This is a genomic window from Halomonas sp. SpR8 (genome assembly GCF_031010195.1).
Taxonomy (GTDB): Bacteria; Pseudomonadota; Gammaproteobacteria; order Pseudomonadales; family Halomonadaceae; genus Vreelandella.
In genome coordinates, this window is record NZ_JAUAMC010000006.1 from 1 (window position 1) to 25,135 (window position 25,135).

General features: G+C 55.0%; 20 protein-coding genes. 13 read left to right on the forward strand and 7 right to left on the reverse strand.

The annotated features are described in order from the left end of the window. The first annotated feature begins 461 nt into the window (after nucleotides 1-461). From urtA to urtE, 5 genes are all read left to right on the forward strand, one after another. Nucleotides 462-1,823 carry an urea ABC transporter substrate-binding protein gene (gene urtA, locus QT230_RS12740; protein WP_308322218.1) on the forward strand — a complete coding sequence of 454 codons (1,362 nt, stop codon included), beginning with the start codon at nucleotides 462-464 and terminating at the stop codon, nucleotides 1,821-1,823. Nucleotides 1,824-1,916: 93 nt separating this feature from the next. Next, complete coding sequence (gene urtB, locus QT230_RS12745; RefSeq protein ID WP_308322219.1) at nucleotides 1,917-3,548, forward strand: urea ABC transporter permease subunit UrtB; 1,632 nt, start codon at nucleotides 1,917-1,919, stop codon at nucleotides 3,546-3,548. Between the two features lie 3 nt (nucleotides 3,549-3,551). Further along, nucleotides 3,552-4,730 (forward strand): urea ABC transporter permease subunit UrtC, encoded by a 1,179-nt coding sequence (urtC, locus tag QT230_RS12750; RefSeq protein WP_308322220.1) that lies wholly within the window; start codon nucleotides 3,552-3,554, stop codon nucleotides 4,728-4,730. Next, nucleotides 4,727-5,566 carry an urea ABC transporter ATP-binding protein UrtD gene (gene urtD / locus QT230_RS12755; protein WP_308322221.1) on the forward strand — a complete coding sequence of 280 codons (840 nt, stop codon included), beginning with the start codon at nucleotides 4,727-4,729 and terminating at the stop codon, nucleotides 5,564-5,566. The genes urtC and urtD overlap by 4 nt, the downstream gene beginning before the upstream one ends. Continuing rightward, on the forward strand, nucleotides 5,566-6,273 hold the full coding sequence (urtE, locus tag QT230_RS12760; protein WP_308322222.1) for an urea ABC transporter ATP-binding subunit UrtE: 708 nt from the start codon (nucleotides 5,566-5,568) through the stop codon (nucleotides 6,271-6,273). The genes urtD and urtE overlap by 1 nt, the downstream gene beginning before the upstream one ends. Nucleotides 6,274-6,289: 16 nt before the next feature. Here the strand turns inward: urtE and QT230_RS12765 are convergent, their stop codons facing one another. Together QT230_RS12765 and QT230_RS12770 are read right to left on the reverse strand one after the other, a co-directional pair. Continuing rightward, entirely contained in the window at nucleotides 6,290-6,754 is a 465-nt protein-coding gene (locus QT230_RS12765; protein ID WP_308322223.1) for an RES family NAD+ phosphorylase, read from the reverse strand. Continuing rightward, a complete protein-coding gene (locus QT230_RS12770; RefSeq protein WP_308322224.1) occupies nucleotides 6,751-7,200 on the reverse strand; it encodes an antitoxin Xre/MbcA/ParS toxin-binding domain-containing protein in 450 nt (149 codons plus the stop codon). The genes QT230_RS12765 and QT230_RS12770 overlap by 4 nt, the downstream gene beginning before the upstream one ends. Before the next feature lie 195 nt (nucleotides 7,201-7,395). Between QT230_RS12770 and QT230_RS12775 the strand changes: the two genes are divergently transcribed. The 4 genes from QT230_RS12775 (at nucleotide 7,396) to QT230_RS12790 (ending at nucleotide 14,602) form a co-directional block, all read left to right on the forward strand. Continuing rightward, a complete protein-coding gene (locus QT230_RS12775; RefSeq protein ID WP_308322226.1) occupies nucleotides 7,396-8,967 on the forward strand; it encodes a class I SAM-dependent DNA methyltransferase in 1,572 nt (523 codons plus the stop codon). Beyond that, complete coding sequence (locus QT230_RS12780) at nucleotides 8,957-10,354, forward strand: restriction endonuclease subunit S (protein WP_308322227.1); 1,398 nt, start codon at nucleotides 8,957-8,959, stop codon at nucleotides 10,352-10,354. Before QT230_RS12775 ends, QT230_RS12780 begins: the two co-directional genes overlap by 11 nt. Then, nucleotides 10,351-11,289, forward strand: a complete 939-nt coding sequence (locus QT230_RS12785; RefSeq protein ID WP_308322228.1) for a hypothetical protein — start codon at nucleotides 10,351-10,353, stop codon at nucleotides 11,287-11,289. Before QT230_RS12780 ends, QT230_RS12785 begins: the two co-directional genes overlap by 4 nt. Nucleotides 11,290-11,380: 91 nt before the next feature. After that, nucleotides 11,381-14,602 (forward strand): HsdR family type I site-specific deoxyribonuclease, encoded by a 3,222-nt coding sequence (locus QT230_RS12790; RefSeq protein WP_308322229.1) that lies wholly within the window; start codon nucleotides 11,381-11,383, stop codon nucleotides 14,600-14,602. 250 nt (nucleotides 14,603-14,852) lie between these two features. On the opposite strand, the gene QT230_RS12795 is transcribed toward QT230_RS12790, so the two are convergent. After that, the gene (locus QT230_RS12795; RefSeq protein WP_308322231.1) at nucleotides 14,853-16,889 is read right to left on the reverse strand and encodes an NADH:flavin oxidoreductase; all 2,037 of its coding nucleotides are present in this window, start codon (nucleotides 16,887-16,889) and stop codon (nucleotides 14,853-14,855) included. Between the two features lie 144 nt (nucleotides 16,890-17,033). On the opposite strand from QT230_RS12795, the gene QT230_RS12800 reads away from it, so the two are divergent. The 4 genes from QT230_RS12800 to QT230_RS12815 all read left to right on the forward strand — a co-directional run bounded on the left by QT230_RS12800 (nucleotide 17,034) and on the right by QT230_RS12815 (nucleotide 20,938). Further along, nucleotides 17,034-17,720 (forward strand): TetR/AcrR family transcriptional regulator, encoded by a 687-nt coding sequence (locus tag QT230_RS12800; protein WP_308322233.1) that lies wholly within the window; start codon nucleotides 17,034-17,036, stop codon nucleotides 17,718-17,720. Next, on the forward strand, nucleotides 17,683-18,477 hold the full coding sequence (locus QT230_RS12805) for a pyrroline-5-carboxylate reductase (RefSeq protein WP_308322234.1): 795 nt from the start codon (nucleotides 17,683-17,685) through the stop codon (nucleotides 18,475-18,477). The genes QT230_RS12800 and QT230_RS12805 overlap by 38 nt, the downstream gene beginning before the upstream one ends. A gap of 265 nt (nucleotides 18,478-18,742) precedes the next feature. Next, nucleotides 18,743-20,242, forward strand: a complete 1,500-nt coding sequence (putP, locus tag QT230_RS12810) for a sodium/proline symporter PutP (RefSeq protein ID WP_308322235.1) — start codon at nucleotides 18,743-18,745, stop codon at nucleotides 20,240-20,242. 150 nt (nucleotides 20,243-20,392) lie between these two features. Continuing rightward, the gene (locus QT230_RS12815) at nucleotides 20,393-20,938 is read left to right on the forward strand and encodes a copper chaperone PCu(A)C (RefSeq protein ID WP_308322236.1); all 546 of its coding nucleotides are present in this window, start codon (nucleotides 20,393-20,395) and stop codon (nucleotides 20,936-20,938) included. Nucleotides 20,939-21,017: 79 nt separating this feature from the next. Here QT230_RS12815 and QT230_RS12820 read toward each other — a convergent pair whose 3' ends face one another. The 4 genes from QT230_RS12820 to QT230_RS12835 all read right to left on the reverse strand — a co-directional run bounded on the left by QT230_RS12820 (nucleotide 21,018) and on the right by QT230_RS12835 (nucleotide 25,133). Continuing rightward, a complete protein-coding gene (locus QT230_RS12820) occupies nucleotides 21,018-22,358 on the reverse strand; it encodes a PepSY domain-containing protein (RefSeq protein ID WP_308322238.1) in 1,341 nt (446 codons plus the stop codon). A gap of 146 nt (nucleotides 22,359-22,504) precedes the next feature. After that, nucleotides 22,505-22,894: a DUF2946 family protein gene (locus tag QT230_RS12825; RefSeq protein WP_308322241.1), complete on the reverse strand. Its 390-nt coding sequence runs from the start codon at nucleotides 22,892-22,894 to the stop codon at nucleotides 22,505-22,507. A gap of 227 nt (nucleotides 22,895-23,121) precedes the next feature. Then, a complete protein-coding gene (locus QT230_RS12830; protein WP_308322242.1) occupies nucleotides 23,122-24,042 on the reverse strand; it encodes a metal ABC transporter permease in 921 nt (306 codons plus the stop codon). Further along, nucleotides 24,039-25,133, reverse strand: a complete 1,095-nt coding sequence (locus QT230_RS12835) for a metal ABC transporter permease (RefSeq protein ID WP_308322243.1) — start codon at nucleotides 25,131-25,133, stop codon at nucleotides 24,039-24,041. The genes QT230_RS12830 and QT230_RS12835 overlap by 4 nt, the downstream gene beginning before the upstream one ends. Between the last annotated feature and the right edge of the window lie 2 nt (nucleotides 25,134-25,135).

Genomic DNA, 25,135 nt, shown 5'->3' on the forward strand with positions numbered 1-25,135 from the left:
CCAGGGACTGATCTCGATACTGGACGCGGTAAGATGGCTCAAGCGTTCTTCATGAACCGCCGTGGTACGGAACCGTATGCCCGGTGGTGTGAGAGGACAGGGGAGGCGACTCCCCTTCCTACTCGATCGAAAAGCTAGGATTGCTCATTGGAGTAGTGACTCTCTAGCTGGTGCACTGCATCTTAACGGTGCATTTAGAGAGTGCTTTAAAAGAGATTGATGCTTCGTTTTGGTGCGCTTGATGAGCGCCTGGGTTTTTGTAACATTATTAAGTGTTTGATTAAATAACCATAATTTAACGTTGTGCCAAACTGGCGCACCCCTTGCAAGTGTTAATGGCTAGTAAACGTATTGGCTAGTAAACGTATTAGGGAGCTAACACAACAACCCCAAGTGCGAAGCCAATCATCAAGCCCCGGTCATAACAAACCCCAGCCATAAGGGGTGCAAGGAGATTAACAATGAACACTCTCAAGCGCTCGACACATCCGCACCCATTCCTTTTATGTGGCCGTTTCGCGACCGCTCTACTGACCGCCGCTGTTATGGGGGCCAGCACCCAGGCCATCGCCCAAGACGAAGACCCCATCAAAGTCGGTATCCTGCACTCCCTCTCGGGCACTATGGCGATCAGTGAAACGGTTCTTAAAGATACCGTCGAAATGTTGATTGAACAGCAGAACGAAGCCGGCGGCTTGCTGGGTCGCCAGCTAGAAGCCGTGGTGGTTGACCCCGCGTCTAACTGGCCGCTATTCGCCGAACGCGCCCGTGAGTTGCTGGCCCAAGAAGAAGTCGACGTGATTTTCGGCAATTGGACCTCGGTTTCCCGTAAAGCGGTGCTGCCAGTGGTCGAAGAGCTCAACGGGCTGCTGTTCTACCCGGTACAGTATGAAGGCGAAGAGTCCTCGGAAAACGTCTTCTACACCGGCGCGGCGCCTAACCAGCAGGCGATTCCTGCGGTTGAGTACCTGATTAACGAAGTGGGTATCGAGCGCTTTGCGCTGGTCGGTACTGACTATGTCTATCCGCGCACCACCAACCGCATCCTCGAAGCGTTCCTTAAGGATGAGCACGGCATCGCGGAAGAAGACATCATGGTCAACTACACGCCGTTCGGCCACTCGGATTGGCAGAACATCGTGGCCGAAATTCGTCGCTTCGGCGAAGAGGGCAAACCCACCGCGGTGATCTCCACGGTTAACGGCGACGCCAACGTGCCGTTCTATACCGAGCTCTCTAACCAGGGCATCGACGCTGCCGATATTCCGGTCGTCGCCTTCTCGGTGGGCGAACAGGAACTGACTGGTATTGATACCGGCCCGCTGGTTGGTCACCTGGCTGCCTGGAACTACTTTATGAGCGTCGATAACGACGACAACTACGACTTTATCGACGCCTGGATTGAGTACACCGGCGACGATATGGCCGTCACCAACGACCCAATGGAAGCGCACTACATTGGTTTCAATATGTGGGCCGAAGCGGTGCGTAAAGCAGGTACTACGGACGTTGATACGGTAAAAGACGCCATTATCGGTGTCACCGTGCCTAACCTGTCCGGCGGCTATGCCGCGATGATGCCCAACCACCACATCACCAAACCGGTGCTGATTGGTGAAATTCAGGACAACGGCCAGTTCGATATCGTTTGGCAGACGCCGTCTACCGTGGCGGGAGATGCGTGGTCTGACTACCTGCCTGGCTCCCGTGACCTGATTGCCGATTGGCGCAAGCCGATGGAGTGCGGCAACTTTAACGTCGTTAACGGTTCATGCGGTGGCAGCACCGCAGCAGAAGAAGCCGAAGCGGCCCTCGCTGAGTAACGCATAACATCCCCTTGCCGCGCCGTGTTTCGATGGTGGGCGCGGCAAGGAGCACGCTATCTTTCCCTCTTAGTTAACCAAAGGAAGAACCCCATGAGGCGTTTCCTTTCCTTGGCGCTGCTCTGTTTCCTACTGGTGGGGGCCACCCTCACCGCGCAGGCGCAAACAGACGCCGCCACTAGCGCTGAAAGCTCAGGCGCTAACAGTGACAGTGCCGCGCTTGAATTGCTAGAAGCGCTGGACGTTGAATCCTACACCGCCAAAGGCGAAGCCATCACCGCTATCTTGCAAAGCGACGACGAGCGCGCCCGTGACTGGCTGCAGGCCTTATTGGATGGGCGCTTACAGCGCACCGACGACGGCCGTTTTGTGCTGGTACTGGAGAACCGCGGCCGCGACTGGCCGGTGGCCGATGTATTGACTGGCGAAGCGCTGGGCGAGATGTCCCGCCGTGACCTGGAGCGTGTTGGTATCAACAACAATTTGCGCAATCAACTGCGCAGCGCCATTGCGGTGGTTGACCTCTACTCGCCCAACGTTGAGCGCCGCCGCACATCGGCAGAGCGCTTATTGGGCGAGGTAGACGGTGAGCTAGTGCAGCCCATTAACGAGCTAATCGAGCAGGAAGAAGACGATCAAGTGCGCTATCGCCTGACCCAGGCGGTGGCAATTTATCGCGCTGAGGCGGGTGAAATGGCGGGCATTGAGGCGCTGGATGGCAGCCTGCATCCGCGCTCTCGCGTAGCGTTAAGCCGAGCGGTGAATAGCGATGATCCGGTGGTGGCCAACGCCGCTGCCGCCTCGCTGGCAAGCATCGAGCAGCAGCTCAAAATCAACCGCGGTCTGGAAACCCTCTATTTCGGTTTGAGCCTGGGTTCGGTGCTGGTGCTCGCGGCGATTGGCCTGGCGATCACCTTTGGTGTGATGGGCGTGATCAATATGGCCCACGGCGAGCTGATGATGCTGGGTGCCTATACCACCTGGGCGATGCAGCAACTGCTGCCTGGCCAACCAGGGTTGGCGCTGATTCTGTCGATTCCTGCAGGCTTTATGGTCGCCGCGCTAGCCGGTGTGGCGATCGAACGCGGCGTTATCCAGTTCCTCAAGGGCCGCCCGCTGGAAACCCTGCTGGCGACCTTCGGTATCAGTTTGATTCTCCAGCAGCTGGTGCGCACGGTGATTTCACCGCTTAACCGTACCGTGATCACCCCGGAGTGGATGAGCGGCTCTCTGGTGGTCAACGATGCGCTGTCGCTCACGCTCAACCGTATGGTCGTGCTTGGCTTTGCGCTGGTGGTGTTCGCGTGCCTAATGCTGATTATGCGCCGCACCCGGCTGGGGCTGGAGGTACGTGCCGTGACCCAGAACCGCGCCATGGCTCGCTCCATGGGTATTCGCGCCACCCGCGTGGATATCATGACCTTTGCGCTGGGCTCCGGCGTGGCCGGTCTTGCCGGTGTTGCGCTCTCCCAACTGACTAATGTTGGCCCCAACCTGGGGCAGAACTACATCATCGACTCGTTCATGGTGGTGGTGTTCGGCGGTGTGGGCAACCTGTGGGGCACGTTGGTCGCCGGGCTCTCGCTGGGGGTTATCAACCAGGTGCTGGAACCCTGGGCAGGCGCGGTACTGGCCAAAATTATCGTGCTGGTCTTTATCATCCTATTCATTCAAAAACGCCCGCGTGGACTCTTCCCGCAGAAGGGCCGGGCTGCGGAGGGCTAAACGATGTCATTAACGACCGAATCATCGACAAACTTTTGGCTAACACGCCCGTTCAGCGAACGCTCGACGCAGATCTTTCTCGGCGTTTTAGTCGCCGCGCTGGCACTGGTGACGCTGCTACACGTGGCGGTGCCGCCGGAAAACCCGCTGCATATTGGCGCCTATACGGTCAATCTGTTCGGTAAATACCTAAGCTACGCGCTGCTGGCCGTGGCGGTGGATCTGGTGTGGGGCTATCTGGGTATTTTAAGCCTCGGCCACGGCGCCTTTTTTGCCATTGGCGGCTACGCCATGGGCATGTATTTGATGCGCCAAATTGGCGATCGCGGCACCTACGGCCACCCGGTACTGCCGGACTTTATGGTGTTCCTGAACTGGGACAGCCTGCCGTGGTTCTGGCAAGGCTTTGATATGGCCTGGTTTGCCTTTGCCATGGTGCTGTTGGCGCCGGGGCTGCTGGCGCTGGTGTTCGGCTTTCTAGCGTTCCGCTCCCGGGTCACCGGGGTGTATCTATCGATCATTACCCAGGCGCTGACCTTTGCCTTAATGCTGGCGTTTTTCCGCAACGAAATGGGCTTTGGCGGTAATAACGGCCTGACCGATTTCCGCGAAATTGTCGGCTTTGACTTACGCAGTGACGCCACCCGTTTGGGGCTTTTTCTGGCCACCGGCGTTGCCCTGGCGCTAGGGTTTATTCTCTGCCGCGCCATTGTCACCAGCAAGTTGGGTCGGGTCAGCGTGGCTACTCGGGACGCCGAGGCGCGCACGCGCTTTCTCGGCTACCGGGTCGAACGCTTTCAGCTGTTTGTGTTTGTGGTTTCCGCCATGCTGGCCGGTTTGGCGGGGGCGCTCTACGTGCCTCAAGTGGGGATTATTAACCCCAGCGAGTTCTCGCCGATTTTCTCCATTGAGATTGTGCTGTGGGTAGCGCTAGGCGGCCGCGCCACGCTGTATGGTGCGGTGATTGGCGCCATTTTGGTCAACTACGCCAAAACCATCTTTACTGGCGTAATGCCCGATGCTTGGCTGTTTGCGCTAGGGGCGCTGTTCGTACTGGTCACCGTGTTTCTGCCTAAAGGCGTGGCGGGTCTGTTTCTCTATCTCAAGCGTCGTAAGCGCGATGATACAGCGAATTCTGACCCTAATAATTCCCATAGCACGCCCGAGGAGGCTTCCGCATGAGTCTGCTGCAATCGCTGACCCAGCGTGACCGGGTGTTCGATTTTATGGCGCCCCAGGCATCGCCGGTGGACGTTCGCCATGGCCCGATTCTTTACCTGGAAGACGTCACCGTGAGCTTCGATGGTTTTAAAGCCATCAATAACCTCAACCTGACGATCAACGACGGCGAGCTGCGCTGCATTATCGGCCCCAACGGGGCGGGTAAAACCACCATGATGGATATCATCACCGGCAAAACGCGACCCACTAGTGGCAGCGTTTGGTTCGGCAGCCGTCATAACCTGTTGAATATGAACGAGCCCGATATCGCCAGCCTGGGCATTGGCCGTAAGTTTCAAAAGCCCACGGTGTTCGAAGCGCTGTCGGTGTTTGAAAATCTGGAGCTGGCCATGGCGGCGGATAAGCGGATTTTTCCTACGCTTACCGCGCGTATGACCGGCGAAATTAAAGACCGTATCGATGAAGTGTTGGAAACCATCGGCTTAACAGAGCTTCGCCATCAGCCCGCGGGGATTCTTTCCCACGGTCAGAAGCAGTGGCTGGAGATCGGCATGCTGCTAATGCAGCGCCCAAGGTTACTGCTGGTGGATGAGCCGGTGGCAGGCATGACCGAGCAGGAGATGGAGCGCACCGCCGAGCTGCTAACGGGGCTGGCTGGAAAGCAGTCGGTAGTCGTGGTGGAGCACGATATGGGCTTTGTTCGCTCAATCGCTCGACAGGTGACCGTACTGCACCAAGGCAGCGTACTGGCGGAAGGCACCATGAACCAAGTTTCAATGGATCCCAAAGTGGTTGAGGTGTACCTCGGCTCAGAGGACGACGAGGAGGCCGCCTGATGCTTGCGATCGAAAAACTCAACCAGTTTTACGACGAAAGCCACACACTTTGGAATCTGGATCTTGATGTACCCAAAGGCCAGTGCACCTGCGTGATGGGGCGTAACGGCGTAGGCAAAACCACGCTATTAAAAGCCGTGATGGGTGAAGTCGCGGTGAAAAACGGCAAGTTGCGTTACACCACTGAGACGGGCGAGATCGAGCTAACCAAAAAAGCGGTGGAGGAGCGCTCGCGACTGGGCATCGGCTATGTGCCCCAGGGACGGCAGATATTTCCGCTGCTCACCGTGGAAGATAATCTGCGTACCGGCCTTGCCGCCCGCAGCGATGGGCTGAAAAAAATCCCCGAGCGAGTCTACGAGCTGTTCCCGGTGCTTAAGGAGATGAAAAATCGCCGTGGCGGTGATCTCTCCGGCGGGCAACAGCAGCAGCTGGCCATTGGCCGCGCGCTGGTGATCGAGCCAAAAATGCTGATTCTGGACGAACCGGGGGAGGGCATTCAGCCTAATATCGTCGCCCAAATCGGCCAGGTGATCCGCCGGTTGATCAACGAAGACGGTCTAACGGTGCTGCTGGTAGAGCAAAAATTACCTTTTGCCCGCAAGTACGCCGACCGCTTTGTGATTATGGATCGCGGCCGCCCGGTCGCTAAGGGCGAGATCAGCGAGCTTTCCAATGAACTAATCAAGCAGCATCTGACGGTTTAAGTTATCCACACCCGGTTCAAAACCTTGGATCGGGTTGGAAAGGCAGCGCCTCGGCCGTGGCGATGATTTGGTCAAACAGGGGGTGTGCCGGGTTGAGCATATAGTTGAGCTCTCTTGGCACCACCACGCTTGGCAGTGCCAGCGCTAGACTCTGGTTTGATGCCAGCCAGCCATCGCCTAACTCTGCGGTCTCTGCTGGCGCGGGCGCTTCCTGCCAATTCTCCGGAAGATCTTCTGTGCCAACGCCCATAATACTTTCGGCTGGCAGCGTCAGACGCAACAGCGCATACGCATTGAGCAATCGATAGCTTTCTAAATGCACCATGATTTCGAGCAGTGCCAGTGATTCAGAGCTTGCCACATATACACAGGCATTGCCTGGGCTGTTCCAGCGACCACCGTAAAGGCGAGCCCCCTCGCCATCAAAGGCGGTGTCTTGATATTTCCGTTTGACCAGCCGGTAGGCAAAAACCTCGCTCATGCAGTGACCCCGTGCTCCAGCCGGCCAATCAGGTTCAACACCGTTTGGTACTCTGCCGATGTAGCGCTCATTTCAACGGGGCGCCGTCCGCCCAGGCCGATGTTGGGTTTAAGTAGCCAGGCGCGGGCGCCCTCGGCATCGCCCTCGAAAAGATCTAGCGCCGATTTGAAGAGCTCGGCAAAGCGATACAGACGGTCGCTTTCCGCCATCTTGAAACGTCCTGATTTGGCGCGACGGCTCAACGTGGCAGAGGGTATGTCGACGTAGCCTGCCAGTGCTTTCTGCTCGATACCTGACACCTTCGCCAGCCTGGGATAGACCCGGTATTCCACGCCTTCATGCAAAAGCTCATGCAGCTTGCGGCCTCTGGCTGGCAAGCCAATCTCTTGCCAGAAGCCAGTAGCTAACGCTTTTGGTGGCTGGTATTGAGTAAAGTGGATATCCATGATGATTTTCTCATTTGATATTTCGATGTTATATCAAATGGTATATATCGCGATGGCTTGTGAGTCAAGAGAGAGGCGTGATAAAGAAACCATTTAGGAATTGCCCTACCGAGAGGCCGTCACTGTTCGCTATACTCCTACACATTTTTCCCGGCGCTTGCGCCGGATTTCATATTCAGCAAGGCAGTCACCAGAATGGCAAAAGCGCAGGCAAAAAAAGGAGTCGTCAAAGGCTTCGAGGAGTCCCTGTGGGACAGCGCCAACAAGCTGCGCGGCAGTGTGGAGTCGGCGGAATACAAGCACGTGGTGCTGAGCCTGATCTTCCTGAAATTTATCAGCGACAAGTTCGAGCAGCGTAGAAAAAAGGTCGAGAAAGAGTACGGCACCGACTACGTTGATATGGTGGATTTTTACGCTATGGATAACGTCTTCTACCTGCCGGAAGAGGCGCGGTGGGGATACATACAGAAACACGCCAAGCAGGACAACTTGGCATTGGTGATCGACACCGCCATGAGCACGGTGGAGAAGAATAACGCCTCGCTGGCAGGTGCACTACCGGATAACTACTTCTCGCGGCTCGATCTCAGTGCCAGCAAGCTCGGTTCGTTGATCGACACCATCGACAATATCGAGACCATCGCGAAGGAGCAGCACCAGAGCGAGGAAGATATCGTTGGGCGGGTCTACGAGTATTTCCTGGGCAAGTTTGCGTCCAACGAGGGTCAGCGCGGCGGCGAGTACTATACTCCCAAGAGCGTGGTGACGCTTTTGGTGGAAATGCTCGAACCCTATCAGGGCAAGATTTATGACCCCTGTTGTGGCTCGGGCGGGATGTTTGTGCAGTCGCTCAAGTTTATCGAGGCCCACGAAGGTAGCCGCCGGGAAGTCTCGATCTATGGGCAGGAGTATGCCAACACCACCCGCAAGCTCGCCAAGATGAATCTCGCGATTCGCGGTATTTCGGGCAACTTGGGCGAAGCCGCGGCAGACAGCTTTTTTCGCGACCAGCACCCAGATCTCAAGGCTGATTTCATCATGGCCAACCCGCCCTTCAACCAGAGCCAATGGCGCGCGCCCGCCGAGTTAACCGACGACCCGCGCTGGGCCGACTATGACGTGCCGCCCACCGGTAACGCTAACTACGCCTGGATTCTGCACATGCTCTCCAAGCTTAGCCACCAGGGCGCGGCGGGCTTCGTAATGGCTAACGGCTCGATGAGTTCCTCAGCCAGCGGTGAGGGCAAGATTCGCCAACAGCTGATCGAAGATGACTTGGTCGAGTGCATGATCGCGCTGCCGGGCCAGCTCTTCTTTACTACCCAGATTCCGGTCTGCCTGTGGTTTCTCACCAACAGCAAGAAGGCCAACGCAACGAAAGGCTACCGCGACCGCGAGGATGAAACGCTGTTTATCGATGCCCGCCAGATGGGCACCATGATCAGCCGTAAGCAGAAAGACCTTACCGACGACGATATCGCCACCATCGCCCGCACCTTCCACGCCTGGCGAGGCCAGCCGGAAGCCGGTGCTTATGAAAATATCGCCGGTTTCTGCAAAAGCGCGAGTTTCGACGAGATCAAAAGCCACGATTTCGTGCTTACTCCTGGGCGCTACGTCGGCGCTGCTGAAGTCGAGGACGACGGTATTCCGTTTGAGACCAAGATGAGCGAGCTGACGGCTAAGCTAAGTGAGCAGTTGTCTGAATCGGCAACGCTGGAAAAGCAGATCAGAGAGAGTCTGGCGGGGTTGGGTTATGCACTCTGATATTTTCATTCCTTACGGTTGGGCATCCGTAAAGCTGAGTGATCTTGGTGAGGTCAACAGAGGCCGATCAAGACACCGTCCAAGATATGCGGAGCACCTTTACGGTGGGCCTTATCCATTTGTCCAAACAGGTGACATAAAAGCATCTGGTGGAAGAATTACTTGTTACTCTCAAACCTATAGCGAAGATGGTTTGAAGCAAAGCAGGCTTTGGCCAGAAGGAACATTATGTATCACAATAGCTGCCAATATTGCTGAAACAAGCATCTTAACTTTTCCTGCTTGTTTTCCTGATAGCGTAATTGGGTTTATTGCTGACCCTGAAAAATGCAATGTTCATTTTATAGAGTATTGCTTTCGAATATTAAGAAAAGATATTCAGCGGCAAGCTACGGGTAGTGTTCAAGACAATATAAATCTTCAGACTCTTGAACGCTTAAGGTTCCCTATCCCAACACTACCCGAACAGCAAAAAATAGCTGGGATCTTATGTCGTCTGGATGAGAAAATAACCCTCAACACACAAATCAACCAAACCCTTGAACAGATGGCCCAGGCGCTGTTCAAAAGCTGGTTTGTTGACTTCGATCCGGTGATCGATAACGCGCTGGGAGCCGGCAACCCCATCCCCGAGCCACTGGCCGAGCGCGCCGCGCGTCGGCAGGCGATGTGGGCCGCAGACAATGAAGCAGCGCCCGCGCGTCTGCCTGCCGAGACACTGCGACTGTTTCCTGATCGGTTTGAGGAAGATGAAGTGCTGGGGTGGGTGCCGGAGAGTTGGGCAGTACAGTCATTGGATCAGATCGCACGTTACCAGAACGGTTTAGCTTTGCAAAAATTCCGGCCCAATGAAGGAGAAGACTTCTTACCTGTCCTAAAAATTGCACAGTTGAGAGCAAGAAAAGCAGATGGTGTTGAAAAAGCCTCAGTGAACATAAAACCTGAATGCATTGTTCATAATGGTGATGTTGTTTTTTCTTGGTCAGGAACCTTGATGATTGACATATGGAGTGGTGGTAAAGCCGCGCTCAATCAACATCTGTTTAAGGTGACCTCTGAGAAATATCCAAAATGGTTTTATTTTCTTTGGACTCAACGTCATTTGGAAATTTTTCAACGTATCGCTGCGGACAAGGCAGTGACCATGGGCCATATAAAACGTCAGCATCTCACAGAAGCGTTCTGTCTGGTTCCAGAGGCTAAGTTAATAGATAAAGCAGGCGAATTAATAAAGCCCCTGGTTGAGAAAATGTTGAGTAGCCGTTTGGAAAGCGAAGAGTTAACCCAGCTCCGCGACACCCTGCTCCCCAAACTGCTCTCCGGCGAACTCCAACCCCCAAACATCGAAGCCGCCGTCGACAAAGTACTGGAGGCCGAACTAGCATGAGTCAGCCCACCCGCGTTCAGATGATCATCGAGACCCTTGAAGCCTGCCCTGGTCAGAAGTTAACGGCGCGGGAGCTGGCGCAAATGTTTCTGGAGCGCTACCCAGAAGCGATGGCGGAGAAGCAGCAGAATCCCAACTATGGCACCGAAGAGAAGCTAATTGCCCAGGTTGCAGCGGAAATTGGCGGCGAGCGCACTGTAAAGGCCAAGAAAACTTGCTCTAATGTCGCGACCCGCGATAAGCCCCGGCCTCGCCTCTACTACTGGGAGCCCAACCCGGCTAAGGCAGACGCCATTGCCGAGGCACCTGTTCCCGAGGCCCCACCGGTGGCATCGCTTGCGCCAAACCACGAAGAAGCACTGAGCGAACAAGCGCTTTATCCGCTGCTGATTGAGTTTTTAAACGAAGAGCTGGGGTTGCAGTGCCAGCGCATCAACGAGAAAACCTCAAAAAACAGCAAGGGCAAGGGCGGCAACCAGTGGCTGCATCCGGATATCGTTGCGCTGCAACCGCTAGATAAAGGGTGGAACGAGGCGGTGCGCGACTGCGTGCGCCACGGTAACGACAGCACGGTGCGATTATGGTCATTCGAGGTTAAGAAAACGCTACAGCCCGGCAACGTGCGCCAGTGCTTCTTCCAGGCAGTCTCAAACTCCAGTTGGGCGCACTTCGGCTATTTGGTAGCCACCGAACTGGGTAATGTTGAAGAAGAGATACAGATGCTCTGTGCGTTGCACGGTATTGGCGTGCTGCTACTCAATACGGATTCGTTGTTTGATAGCCAGATTCTCATTCCTGCGCGCGAAAAGCTCGCCGTCGACTGGCAGTCTGTTAATCGTATCGTTGAGGAAAATCGTGATTTCCATCACTTTATTGAGCAAGTGGGCATCTATCAGCAGACTGGTAAGCTGACCAAGAGTGCTTGGAACAAGTAGTCGCGTGCGCTTAGTTTAAAGACAGGCTTCAAGTCAGGCGTCTATCAGCCGATCATGATATGTTGAATTAAAATAACGACGGCGTCACCGCATGAAGTTTACCGAAGCGAAGCTAGAAGCTGCCATTATTGCCCTGCTTAGCGAGCAGGGGTACCCCCATCGGCTAGGCGCGACTATCGAGCGTGCACCGCATGACGTGATGATCGAAGCCGATCTGCGTGCTTTTCTACAGCTTCGCTACGGCGATCTCGGCATTACTAAAAGCGAGATCGATTCGATCATCGTGCGCCTTCGAGGTCTCTCGCCAGGTGATCTTTACGAAAGTAATAAAACCTTCTGCGGATGGCTGGCGGATGGCTTTTTGCTCAAGCGTGAAGACCCCGCCGAGAAAGACCTGCACATTCAGCTTTTCGATGACACGGGGTTGGAACAGCTCGGTGCTCAGCCTGCGGCCGAGCCCCTGGCTCAGGTGGCTGAGCCGCTAGGGTCTTACACAGCGGATGCCAACCGTTATGCCTTGGTCAGCCAACTGAAGATCGAGGGCAAGGAGAATATCCGCATTCCCGATGCGATTCTCTATATCAACGGCTTGCCGCTAGTCGTCTTCGAGTTCAAAAGCGCCATTGGGGAGCATCAAACCTCGATTCATGAAGCCTGGAAGCAGCTGACTCGGCGCTACCGGCGTGATATTCCCCTGCTTTTCGTCTTCAACGCGCTCTGTGTGATCAGCGATGGCGTGAATTCGCGGATGGGCAGTCTCTTTGCCGCCTACGAGTTCTTTTATAGCTGGCGCAAGGTGACGGGCTTCGAGCCTGTCGACAAGGACGGCATCAATTCGCTGCATGCGATGATTCAAGGGTTGTTCGATCGGGATCGGCTGCGACTGGTGCTACGCGACTTTATCTTCTTTCCGGATAAGTCCCCCCAGCAAGAGAAATTCGTGTGCCGATACCCGCAGTTCTACGCGGTCAACAAGCTCTATCACAGCATCATGGCGGCGCAGCGCCCCAAAGGGGATGGTAAGGGCGGCACTTACTTTGGCGCCACGGGCTGCGGCAAGAGCTATACCATGCAGTTTCTTGCTCGGCGTTTGATGAAGAGCTTGGCATTTGAAAGCCCCACCATTGTGCTCATCACTGACCGCACCGATTTGGATGACCAGCTCTCAAGGCAGTTTACCAATGCACGCGGTTATATCGGTGACAACACCATTGTCGAAGTGGAGAGCCGTACGCACCTGCGCGAGCTGCTGGCCGGTCGACGCAGTGGCGGTGTCTTTCTCACCACGATTCACAAGTTCACCGAAGACACCCAACTGCTCACCGAACGCAGCAATGTTGTCTGTATCTCGGATGAAGCGCACCGTAGCCAGATCAATTTGGATCAGAAGGTACAGATCACTGAAAAGGGTGTGCGCAAGGCCTACGGGTTTGCCTTTTACCTGCACCGTTCGCTGCCCAACGCCACTTACGTGGGTTTTACCGGCACGCCGATCGACGCCACGCTCGATGTGTTCGGTGAGGTGGTCGACAGCTACACCATGAGCGAATCGGTCAACGACGAGATCACCGTGCGTATCGTCTACGAGGGCCGCGCCGCTAAGGTGACACTGGACGATGCCCGGCTTCGCGAGATCGAGAACTACTACGATGAGTGCGCCAAGGCGGGTAGCAACGAACACCAGATCGAAGAGAGCAAGAAGGTAATGGCCTCGATGAACTCGATTCTGGGCGATCCTGACCGTATTCGAGTACTTGCTGAGGATTTCGTCGCCCACTACGAACGCCGCTTGGAAGAAGGCTCGACCGTGTGTGGCAAGGCGATGTTTGTCTCTAGCAGCCGTGAGATCGCATGGCAGCTCTATCAGGCCATCAAAGCGATACGGCCCGGCTGGTTCGAGATTAAGGCATTCGAGGAAGGCAGCGAACCGACTACGGCCGAGCGCGAGAAGCTCAAGCCGATGGCGCGGGTCAATATGGTGATGACACGCGGCAAGGATGATGAAAAAGTGCTTTACGATTTGCTGGGCAGCAAGGAGTACCGCAAGACGCTAGACCAGCAGTTCAAGAGGGATAAATCCAATTTCAAGATCGCTATTGTAGTGGATATGTGGCTAACCGGCTTTGATGTGCCAAGCCTGGACACGCTCTATATCGACAAACCTGTGCAGCGCCACAACCTGATTCAGACCATTTCCCGAGTCAATCGCAACTATGCGGGCAAGGATAAGGGGCTGGTCGTTGATTACATCGGCATTAAGCGCCAAATGAACCAGGCGCTCGCTCAGTTTTCGAAAGCCGATGAAACCAGCTTCGAGGATATCCAGACGTCACTGATTGCGGTGAAGAACGATCTGGATCTGTTGGCCAAGTTGATGCACGGCTTTGATGATAGCGCTTACTTCAAAGGTGAGCCGCTGGCGCAGCTTGACTGTCTCAACCGCGCGGCCGAATTCGTACTGAGCGTAGGCAAGCGTGAGAAGCGCTTCATGGCATTGGTGAAACGGCTCAAAGCAGCTTATGACGTTTGCTGTGGTAGCGAAAAGCTGTGTCAGGGCGAGCGTGACCGTGTGCACTTCTATCTCGCTGTACGTTCAATTGTCTACAAACTGACCAAAGGCGATGCGCCCGATACCGCTCAGATGAATGCCAAGGTGCGGGAGATGATCAGCGAGGCGCTGCGAGCCGATGGCGTGGAGGCGGTATTTGCGCTGGGCGAGGAGAGCGCAGATACTATCGATATCTTTGATGAGGACTACTTGGCGCGCCTTGAGAAGATCAAGCTGCCTAACACCAAAATTGAACTGTTAAAACAGCTGCTGGCTAAAGCGCTGAATGAACTGAAAAAAACCAACCAGCACAAGGCGATTGAATTCTCGAAGAAATTTCGTTCTCTTGTTGAGCTCTATAACGAGCGCAAGGAGGAAGACGCCTTCACCAGCGAGGTTCACCAGGAAGCTGTCGATAGTTTTTTGGAACTGATGACACAACTCAAGCAGGAAATGGGCTCATTTGAAGAACTGGGTATCACCGTTGAGGAGAAGGCGTTTTACGACATTCTCAAAGCAGTAGCGGTAAAGTATCAGTTTGCCTATGAAGAAGAGCGGCTGCTGGCGCTGGCAGCAGGCGTTAAGGCGGTTGTTGATGACAAGACCAAATACCCAGATTGGAACAATCGCCAGGATATCAAAGCAGCGCTTCGCGTTGAGTTGATCATGCTGTTATCCAAGAACGGCTACCCGCCAGTGACCCATGCTGAGGTCTATCGAGATGTATTTGAGCAGGCAGAAAACTTCAAACAGCATCGTATCTGACACCCAATTGCCGAGCCAAAAAGCCGAGATAAACGAACTAATCAAGCAGCATCTGACGGTTTAAGTTATCCACAGCTGGTTGAGTCGCACCAAAAACAATATCTGTTTTCTATACCTCGACCGATCCTGGCCTGATAAGCCGGGATCGGTGCTAGCGAAGGGCACTAATCCAAAGTAATGTGCCACTGACACTCTGCGTCATTGATAAGCGTATCGACTTTGTGTTCTACATAAGAATTAACTCAAAATCTTACAGATCTTTGACGATACGCAGGGCATCATAAATCGCTGCATGGGTATTTCGGTGCGAGATCGCATCCCCGATCCTGAACAGCTGAAATTTCCTCTCGGTCTCGGTAGACAGCGGCTGTGGTATGCCGGCAATCAGGTTGTCATAGTCTACGGCCCCTTGATTGCTGGACAGCGGCTTCAGCTCTTCGTAAAGATCTTCCATCGGTAAAGTGCCAAAGTTGACAACGACCTGATCCACGCGCCGCTCTTTGGCAACATTGGTATAATCACTGCTGACTAAGGCAACCAGCTCATTGCCATCACGCTTGATGCCGGTCAAGCGGAACGTCGGAGTGAACGTCGTGTCCAGCACCTGTAACGTGCGCATGTAGGGCACTAGATTCATTGCCATGACTTCTGGCGCCAGGGCGCGGTCGGCCGTCATGTATTCGACCTTGCCGCCTGCTTTGGCAATCATCTCAGCGGCTTGCAGGGCGGTGTGGTCGCCCGCATCGTCATAGACCAACGCGTTTCTGCCCGGCGCTACATGGCCTGAGAGCAGATCCCAACCCGTGACTGCCAGCTCATTACCCTCTTGTAGCGCCTCTTCGTTAGGTTGCCCGCCCGTGGCCACAATGACCACGTCTGGCGACTCGGCGAGCACTTCATCCTGCTCAGCAAAGACATTGAAGTGAAACGTTACCCCCATGGCTTGGCATCGCTCAAAGCGCCAGTCGATGATTCCCATCATTTCTCGACGACGCTCGCTTTGCGCCGTTAAACGAATCTGCCCGCCAGGGGCATCTGCTGCTTCAAATACGACGACTTCGTGTCCGCGTTCGGCCGCCACGCGGGCGGCTTCCAGCCCGCCGGGGCCTGTGCCAACCACCACCACCTTGCGTTTGGTATCAGCGGGCTGAATGGTATGCGGCATGGTAGTTTCGCGACCGGTCGCGGCGTTGTGAATACAGTACGCAGCGCCGCCCTGATAAATGCGATCCAGGCAGTAGTTGGCGCCCACGCAGGGGCGGATCTCTTCTTCACGACCTTCGATGACTTTTTTCATCAGGTGAGGGTCGGCCATATGGGCGCGGGTCATTCCGATCATATCGACCTTGCCGGATGCAATCGCATAACGAGCCGTCGCAACATCTTGAATTTTAGCCCCATGGAAGGTGGGGAAGTCGACCTCGCGCTTAATATCTCCCGCAAAATCCAGGTGTGGTGCGCTAGGCATCCCTTGGATAGGAATGACGTCTGTCAGACCCGGATCGGTATCGATGTGCCCTTTGACGACATTGAGGAAATCTACCAAGCCGCTGTTTTTCAACTGGTGGGAAATGGCCATGCCATCCCGGGCATCGAAGCCGCCGGGGAGGCATTCATCTCCGGTGTAGCGCACGCCAAGTAAGAACTTCTCGCCAACACGCTCGCGAATGCTCTGAAGCACTTCAAAGGTAAACCGGAGCCGGTTTTCAAGGCTGCCGCCGTAAGGCGCATCCAGCTCGTTGGTCAATGGCGACCAGAACTGATCCATCAGGTGACCGTACGCTTGGATTTCCATGCCATCCAGGCCCGCAACGTACATGCGCTCGGCGGCATCGGTGTAATCCTTGATCAACCGCTCAATATCCCAAAGCTCAGCTTTTTTCGGGTAGGCGCGGTGGGAGGCTTCCCGATGGTTGGATGCTGAAACTGTCGGTAGCCAGTCGCCTTTATCCCAGCGGGTACGGCGGCCCAAGTGCGTTAGCTGAATCATAACGGCCGTACCGTGCTCGTGACATGCCTCAGTGAGATCGCGCATCCACGGTACCACTTCATCTTTGTAAGCCAGGATATTGTTAAACACTGGCGGACTATCCCGGGAAACCGCCGCCGAACCGGCGGTCATCGTCAGGGCAATGCCCGCCTTGGCGCGCTCAACGTGGTAAGCCCGGTAAAGCTCTTTAGGCATTCCGTCTTCGGGGTAGGCGGGTTCATGAGACGTCAGCATAACCCGGTTTTTCAGAGTTAAATGTTTTAGTTGTAACGGCTGTAGCAAAGGGTCGTTGTTCACGGTCGTCTTCCCTTGTTGTTTTGATGGTTGACACACGCTAGTCTTGCCTGTACATACTTGTCAATATAATTGACAGTAATGTACATTGAGATGACAGGCTTCCTGGTATGATCGACTGCATCACCATGGCAAAGAGAGAGATACGTGAAAAACGGACGCGACACGATTAACCAAACGGCTTGGATTGATGCTGCTTACGAGCTGCTGATTGCCTCGGGAGTCAGTGCCGTCAAGATCGTACCGTTAGCAAAGAAGTTAAAGACATCGCGAACCAGCTTTTACTGGCTATTTAAAGACCGCGAAGAGGTGCTTACCGCACTACTGGAGAGGTGGGAGCGTCAAAATACACAGGCAGTCATTGAGCAATCGGAGAAATATGCGTCTTCGATTGTGGAAGCCACGCTCAATATCTTTGACTGTTGGTTTGACCCGGCGGTATTTGATTCTGAATTTGAGTACGCCATTAGAAGCTGGAGTCTGCAAGATCAAGCGGTTGCCAAGCGAGTTAGCCAAGCCGATAACCTGCGATTGCAAGCGCTGAAAAACATGTTTATCCGCTATGGCTATGACCCATCGGAAGCCGATACCCGTGCTCGCACAGTGTATTTGATTCAAATCGGCTATATCTCGATGCATACGCAAGAGACCAAGGATACGCGGATTGGCCGAGTGGCTCAGTACATCAATATTTTCACCGGGCAGCTGTGTACCCATGCTGATCTTGAGCGGTTTGCTGCACGGCATAAAGCGCGGTTTACGACCGAAGAGATGGCGGCGCAACAGGAGGTAACGGATGAAACCGACATTAACGCTCGGCATTATCGGCGGTAATGGCTGGCTGGGTAGCGCGCTGGGACGTTCTGTGTTGACCAGTAGGCTTATCGCGCCAAACCAGCTGGTGGTAACCGCCAGTCGTCAGCATAACCGCTACCAGGATTGGCCCGGCGTGACCTGTGTCGAGAGCGCTGATGCACTGCAAGAGGTTGCCGATATCGTCGTGGTGTCAGTGAGACCTGATCAGTTCAGTCTACTTACACTGTCGCTTGAAAATCGATTAGTCATTTCGTTAATGGCTAAAGTGCCGATAGCAGCACTTGCACAGGCAACGGGTAGTGATCGAGTCGTGCGCGCCATGCCCAATGCGGCGGCCGCTATAGGCCAATCCTATACACCCTGGTGCGCGTCTCAGACGGTCAGCCAGGACGAGCGCGATTTCGTTCAGCGCCTGTTTTCTGCCTGTGGCGTTAGTGATGAGGTAAATGCTGAATCGCAAATTGATTACCTGACGGCGCTCTCAGGTAGCGGCCCCGCATTCCCCGCATTATTGGCGGATGCGTTAATCCGTCATGCCGTTTCTCGAGGCATTACCCCAGAGATGGCGCAGCGCAGCGTGCTGCAAACATTGTTAGGCGGTAGCCAGCTAATGCTTGAGGAGCGCGCCTCGCCATCCGATATGATCGCCCGCTTTCAGGATTACGGTGGTACAACGACTGAAGGCTTAAACACAATGCTCCAGCATGGTTTTCGCGAAGCCGTTTATAGCGGTGTAGATGCCGCCCATCGCGCCGCAACCTCAAAACCGAATTAATCGCATATACCGCCGTCATGCTTTACCGAACGTCCAACAATACAACGCTCTCAGCGTGCTACAAAAAGGAACGAGTATGAACCTCAACAATATGTACGAACTCCCCATAACGGCGCCTCTCGCTGGTTGGCGACCGATACGAAGATAACTCGCGTATTTGTTTACCGGCAGCGCTACTGCCGGACAACGACTTGCCATTAATAGTAAAGCGCAGCGCTATGCCGTGCTGTTAGGCCTACTTTGTGTCTAAAAAGGAGCCAGTTTTATGCTGGATAATAATAACGCGATAGTGATTATCACCTTTGCCCTATATTTCGTTGTAATGTTTGTCATTGGTGTTGTCGCCTGGAGGCGGTCATCGGACTTTTCTGATTATGCTTTAGGCGGGCGCACACTGGGTCCATTTGCGACGGCCATTTCGTCGGGGGCATCTGAAATGTCGGGCTGGTTGATGGTCGCGATGCCTGGGGCTGCCTACCTATCGGGATTATCTTCATTCTGGGTTGCCGGTGGTTTATTGATGGGCACAATTTTAAACTGGCTAATCGTTGCCCAGCGGTTGCGGGTTTATAGCTTTGTTGCGAATAACTCACTGACGATTCCAGAGTTTCTTGCCGAGCGCTTTCAACAGAACACCAAGGTGTTACGCGTTATTGCCTCGCTGTTTATTATTGTTTTTTATTTGTTTTATACCAGCTCAGGGTTAGTAGCCGGTGGCAAACTGCTTAATACCGCTTTTGGTATGAGCTACTCACTTGCTGTTATTCTCGGGGTGCTGGCGATTATCTCTTACACCTTCTTCGGTGGTTACCTAGCCGTCTCTTGGACTGACGTTTTACAGGGCATCATGATGATTTTTGCCCTCGTGGCTGTTCCCGTCGCTGCCGTGATGGAGCTAGGTGGCATTAACGCTTCTCTAGCATCCGTGCAGGAAGCCTCGCCCCTCGTGCTTCAATGGCTAACGAATGCTGCCAGCGGTGAAAACTTAACTTGGATCGCTATTGCAAGCTCGCTCGCCTGGGGTTTGGGTTACTTCGGCCAGCCCCACTCTTTGGCAAGGTTTGCGGGTATCAATGACCACCGCAATATTCCTTTTGCGCGGCGTGTCGCGGTCTCTTGGACGGCTATTGGGCTAGTGTGCGCTCTGCTAATCGGCGTTTTAGGTCACGGCTTTTTCCCTGACGGCCTTGATGACCAAGAGCGTATCTTTATGTTTATGATAGATATACTGTTTAACCTTGTAGTCTCTGGCGTTTTGCTCACTGCAATTTTAGCCGCCGTTATGTCGACCGCTGATTCGCAGCTGCTTATCTGCTCCTCCACCATTGCTGATGATATCTACAAGGCTGTCTTTCGTAAGAATGCTACTCAAAAAGAGTTGCTGGGGGTGGGCCGACTAGCCGTGTTGGGTGTTTCTATTGTTGCGCTACTGCTCGCACTGGCACCGGGTTCTGAAGTGCTCGGGCTGGTCTCTTACGCTTGGGCTGGGTTTGGCGCTTGCTTTGGCCCCACTCTTATTTTAAGTCTGTACTGGAAGCGCATGAATCAGTGGGGCGCGCTTGCCGGCATTGTGGTGGGTGGTATTACCGTCATTGTCTGGTCTCGGCTATCGGGTGGGCTATTCGATCTGTATGAAATCGTCCCTGGCTTCGTTTTCTCGCTTGTCACGATAGTGGGTGTTTCATTGAGCACGGCAGCGCCGTTAGCGTCAGTTTCGCGTCAATTCCATGAGATGGAATTAGCGCTCAATAACAATCAGCAGTAGGTAAATGCATGAAGAACCTCATCGCGGTTAAGGGGATGCGTGCCCAGGCGGAGGATCGAGAGCCTGCTTAAGGTTCGTTATGGCGATCGCTGTAGAGGGCCAATAGCTGTAGGATTTATATTTCTTGCTGCCTTACGAACGGAGATTACTATGCTCATGCGCTGCGCAACGCTGTTAACGACTCTTCTCTTAATCAGTTCTCCACTGTTGGCTGCCCACCACGGCGACGACCACAACGACGCCATGCCAGGGCAGACCTCGCATATGGAGATAGCGCAACCCTGGGCCCGAGCCACGCCGCCAGGAGCCGCGACGGGCGGCGGTTTCGTGACGATCACTAACAGTGGTGAGGGGAGTGACACCTTAGTAGGCGCGACTAGCTCACTCACTGATCGGGTTGAGATCCATACCATGGAGATGGATGGTGACGTCATGCGTATGCAGCATCTCCCTGGTGGGGTTGAGATCCCCGCCGGTGAAACGGTGACCCTAGCGCCTGGTGGCCTGCACCTAATGTTTATGGGGCTATCTTCACCAATTGAGGAAGGTCAGCCTATCGCTGTGACGCTGGAGTTTCAGCACGCTGGGAGTATTGAGGCTGAACTGCAGGTAGTTCCGGTAGGCGCTTCACCCGAGGGAGAAGATGGTGACCATGGCGATCACCACCATGAAGCGCATGGAGAAATGGCACATTAATTCAGCGGCGCGATACTCTGCTTCTTTTCATCAACGCCGAGGAATAGTTGGCGTTGATGAATAAGGGGCTAAGTAACAATTAGGCGGCTTGCTTAGCTAATCGTCTTTCCTGAAGACGCTGAACGAGTAGCCAATCAATCAATAGCATCACGATCAATGAAGCGCCGACTAGCGGGAAAATAATCCCCCCGACCACCAAAATCGCAATCAGGCCGCGGAAAACGCGCTTATCCGTCGGTAGGGGCGGTACGCCCATTGCACCGCTGGGGCGTCGCTTCCACCACATTACCGCTGCCGATACAGCCAGCAGAATGATCGCCAAGCAGACCGCCAGCAGGAACAGCTGGTTCACCAAGCCAAACTCCTGTCCCATATGCACATTGATCCCAAACTCCAACCATCTGCCCAGTGGGCCGTAATCAGCGTAGCTCATGTCTACCAGCGGCTCGCCGCTGTACGGGTCGAGATGAATAACGCGCTGCTGGCTGAGGTCGTCTGGGTAGATCGAGCCGGTATAAACGCCGGCAGCGGAATTCGGCAGGTTCACTGCGTAACCCTGCTGTAAGCCCAACTGCTCGAACGCGGCCACGGCATTGTTCAAGCCGATACGCGGTGTTGGTGTAGGGGGCGGCGTGGACTCCGGCATTTGGGCCTGCTCCAGAGACCAGCTGGTCGTGCCTTGGTCGCTGAGATAGGCGTTGGACATCGGGACTTCAACGCGAACGCCAGAGGGATAGCCAAAGTTGTTCCCGTTGGCCCACTCGTTCACCTGCGCGCCCCATACACCCGACCAAGGCATGCCTGTAATCGCCAGAAAGACTAGAAAGCCGCCGACAAAAACACCCAGTACGGCATGAAGGTCGCGCCAAAACACCCGGCTTTTCGGTTTGCCGCGCACGCTAACCACGCCGCCATTGCCCTTGCCACGTGGCCACCAAAGATAAATGCCGGTGAGCACCAGCAGGATCGACCAGCCTGCGGCGATTTCGATGACTTTCCGAGCCGTGGAACCGAAATATTTAAAGCTATGCAGATAGCGCACGGTCCACATTACGGTGCCCCGGTCATCCAGCGAGCCGAGCACTTCGGCGGTGTAGGGGTTTACATAAACAGCTAATCGCTCTCCCTCTGGGGTCGTGACGGTAATTTCCGCCGAGCTCTCCGGTGTCGGCGGCGAGGTGTATTTCACCGCCGTGCCGGGGTGGGTATCTAACGCGGCGCTCACCAAGGAAGCCGGCGGTTGGGTAACTTCTTGAACAGCCACACGTTTGAGATCAGCATGGATCAGCGCATCCAGCTCGTCATGAAAGAGATAAAGCGCTCCGGTGATCGAAAGCGTGATTAAGAACGGTAGGACTAGCAGGCCCGCATAAAAGTGCCACCGCCATACCGCGCGGTATAAATCGAAAGGTTTAGACATAGGAGAAGCTCCAGGCCGTTATGCGACCATGGCCGAAGATGTTTGGGAGCCCCACGGCGCGGAGCAGCCCAATGCATCAACAGCAGGCATCTGTAATAGCGCCTGACAGCCATAAAAGGCGGTCGGGCTGGCTGAGTTGTGTGGTATTAAACGGTACTCAGCAAAGGCGGTGCTCGGGTTAACGCGTGGGGATAGTTGTGCAAGGCGGCAATGCCCTGCACGAACACCGTCGGTAGCTGCATAGGCGTGATAAACGCGCGTATGCCGATGGCAGGTAAATAGGTATGAGAGGTGGGGGAGTGCTGCCACACCACGCAGTATTCACACTGATGGTGCCAGTGTGCGTGAGAACCTGAAGAGCTGGAAGGTTCTGGAAGCGTTCCGCAAAGCTCAGCATCATAGGCGGCGTGGTGCGCTTGCTTCGCTGCCTGCAGCTGTGAAAAGAGGGGGCCCACAAGCAGCAGATACATCGCCACCAGCGCCATGAAAAGCGCAGTGCGATACCAAACAGAGCCTGCTGAACGTGATAGTTGCATCTACTCGATACGCTTTATGGACAGGGTTTTATGTTGTTACACAAACGTCCTCGTAATCTTAGCGGAAAGCGCTTTATTGATAAGTAAAATTTGTGCGGTCAATTGCCACGTGCTGACAGACAGGAGCCTTGACGGTTTAAGTTATCCACACCCGGTTTGACGCGAGTTCGCCAAGCCCTTTTAGCAGTGGGTGCGTGCTTCCCGCCAAGTGGGTAGCTGCTGCGCGGTTAAGGCGAGGTGGGTGGCTCTACTGGGGCCTTACGGGCATGGCGGCGCTTGGCCAACTGGGTAAGCACGCCGTAGCGGGGCCCCGCCAAAAAGGCGAGCATGAGAAAAACGCCGGTCATCACCGCCATCATGCCGCCAATAGAGACGTTCAGGTGGATAGCGAGGTAGTAGCCGGAAAGGCTTGAGGCTATCGAGATCAGTGCGCCGATGATAAACATCATCCACAGACGGTCGGTGAGCAGGTAAGCCGCCGAGGCGGGGACGATGGCAAAGGCGATAAACAGCACTGCACCGACCGCGTCAAAGGCCGCTACGGCGGTGGAACTGGTCAGCATTAACAGCCCATAGAAGAGAATCGTCGGCATAAAGCCAAAGGTCTTGGCCAGCGCCGGATCAAACGTTGCCAGCTTCAGTTCTTTGTAAAATAGCCCGATAAAGCCGTAGTTGAGAAGCGTCATGACGCTCATTGAAACTAGCGCCTGGGGCACGGGCAAGCCCCACAGGTCGATCGTATCCAGCCAGACAAAACCAATCTCGCCCAGTAGCACGGTGTGGGTATCGATATGCACATCGTGGGCGTAGACATTGAGCAATAGCACGCCAATCGAGAAGAGCGCAGGAAATACCAGGCCGATGGCCGCGTCCTGTTTGACGCGCTTGGTATTGGCCAGCGCCTCGGTCAGCAGTACCGTTAAAAGACCGGTTAATGCCGCGCCGACCAGTTGGATGGGCCCGCTCTGCTGCTGGGTCAAAAGCCAGACAATTACGATGCCAAAGACGATCGAGTGGCTAATGGCATCGGATAGCATACTGTTGCCGCGCAGCACCAGAAAGGTACCTACCGCCGACGAGGCGATGCCCACCATGGCACCGACCAGGATAATAGGGAGGGCCGTGTTGGTCAGTAGCTCCGCGATCATGGCGCGACCTCCTCAAACGTCGCCACCACGCGTTTGGCCGCCGCTTGGCCTTGGGGCGTCAGTGACCACTCGATGCCATCGTCAGGGGAACGGGCGAGGTAGCCTTGGCGGTTGAGTTTGCCCAGCACTCGGCGCGAGCCAAACGTCGTCCGGTAGCGCTGGGCGGCGCGGGGGTGCTTATAAAAGGTGTAGAGCAGTTGCTGTCTTTGGAGCGCCTCTTTTTGGCGGTAGTGCTTGATGGCGCCCCAGAGTAGGCCCCGGCCAGGGGCTAGCGCCAGCGAGATGAGCACGATCGCCGTCGCGGTGAGAATAATCAGCGGACCGGTCGCCAAACCGCGCGAAAGGGTGCTGATAGTGGCGCCTGACACACCGCTCACAATCCCGACTCCCGCAGCAATGGCGAGCATGCTGCCAAGGTGGCGGCTCCACTGGCGCGCGGCAGCAGCTGGCGCTACGATCATTGCCGCCATCAATATCACCCCGACCATTTGCAGACCGACCACCACGGCCAACGCCACCATCGCGGTTAGCGTTGCCTCGATGGCGGTGGTGGGCATGCCAAGCGTGCGCGCGTATTCGGCATCGAACGTCACCAGCTTGGCCTGTTTCCAGAATATGCCCAGTAGCGCGAGGGTAGCCAACGTAATCGCACCCATTATCCATAGATCCGAGCGCAGCGTTGCGGCAGCCTGACCGAACAGAAATGCCTCCAAACCGCCCTGGGAGGCGTTGTTGGTGCCCTGAATATAGGTCAACAGCACAATGCCCAGGGCGAAAAAGATGCTCAGACAAACGCCAATGGCCGCATCTGTTTTGAGGCGGCTATGACGGGTCAAAAGCAGCATTGTCAGCGCGGCAAGCGAGCCGGTGGCCAGTGCGCCAATAATAATCCCACCGATATCGCGGCTGCCGGTGATAATGAAGCTAAGGCACACCCCGGGGAGCGCTGCGTGGGACAGCGCGTCGCCCAGCAGGCTCTGGCGGCGCAGCATCGCAAAGCAGCCCAAGGGGCCACTGATCAGCCCCAGCAGCGAAGCCCCTATCACGACATTTTGAAAAGTATAATCCGACAGAAGGTCGAGCCACTGCATGG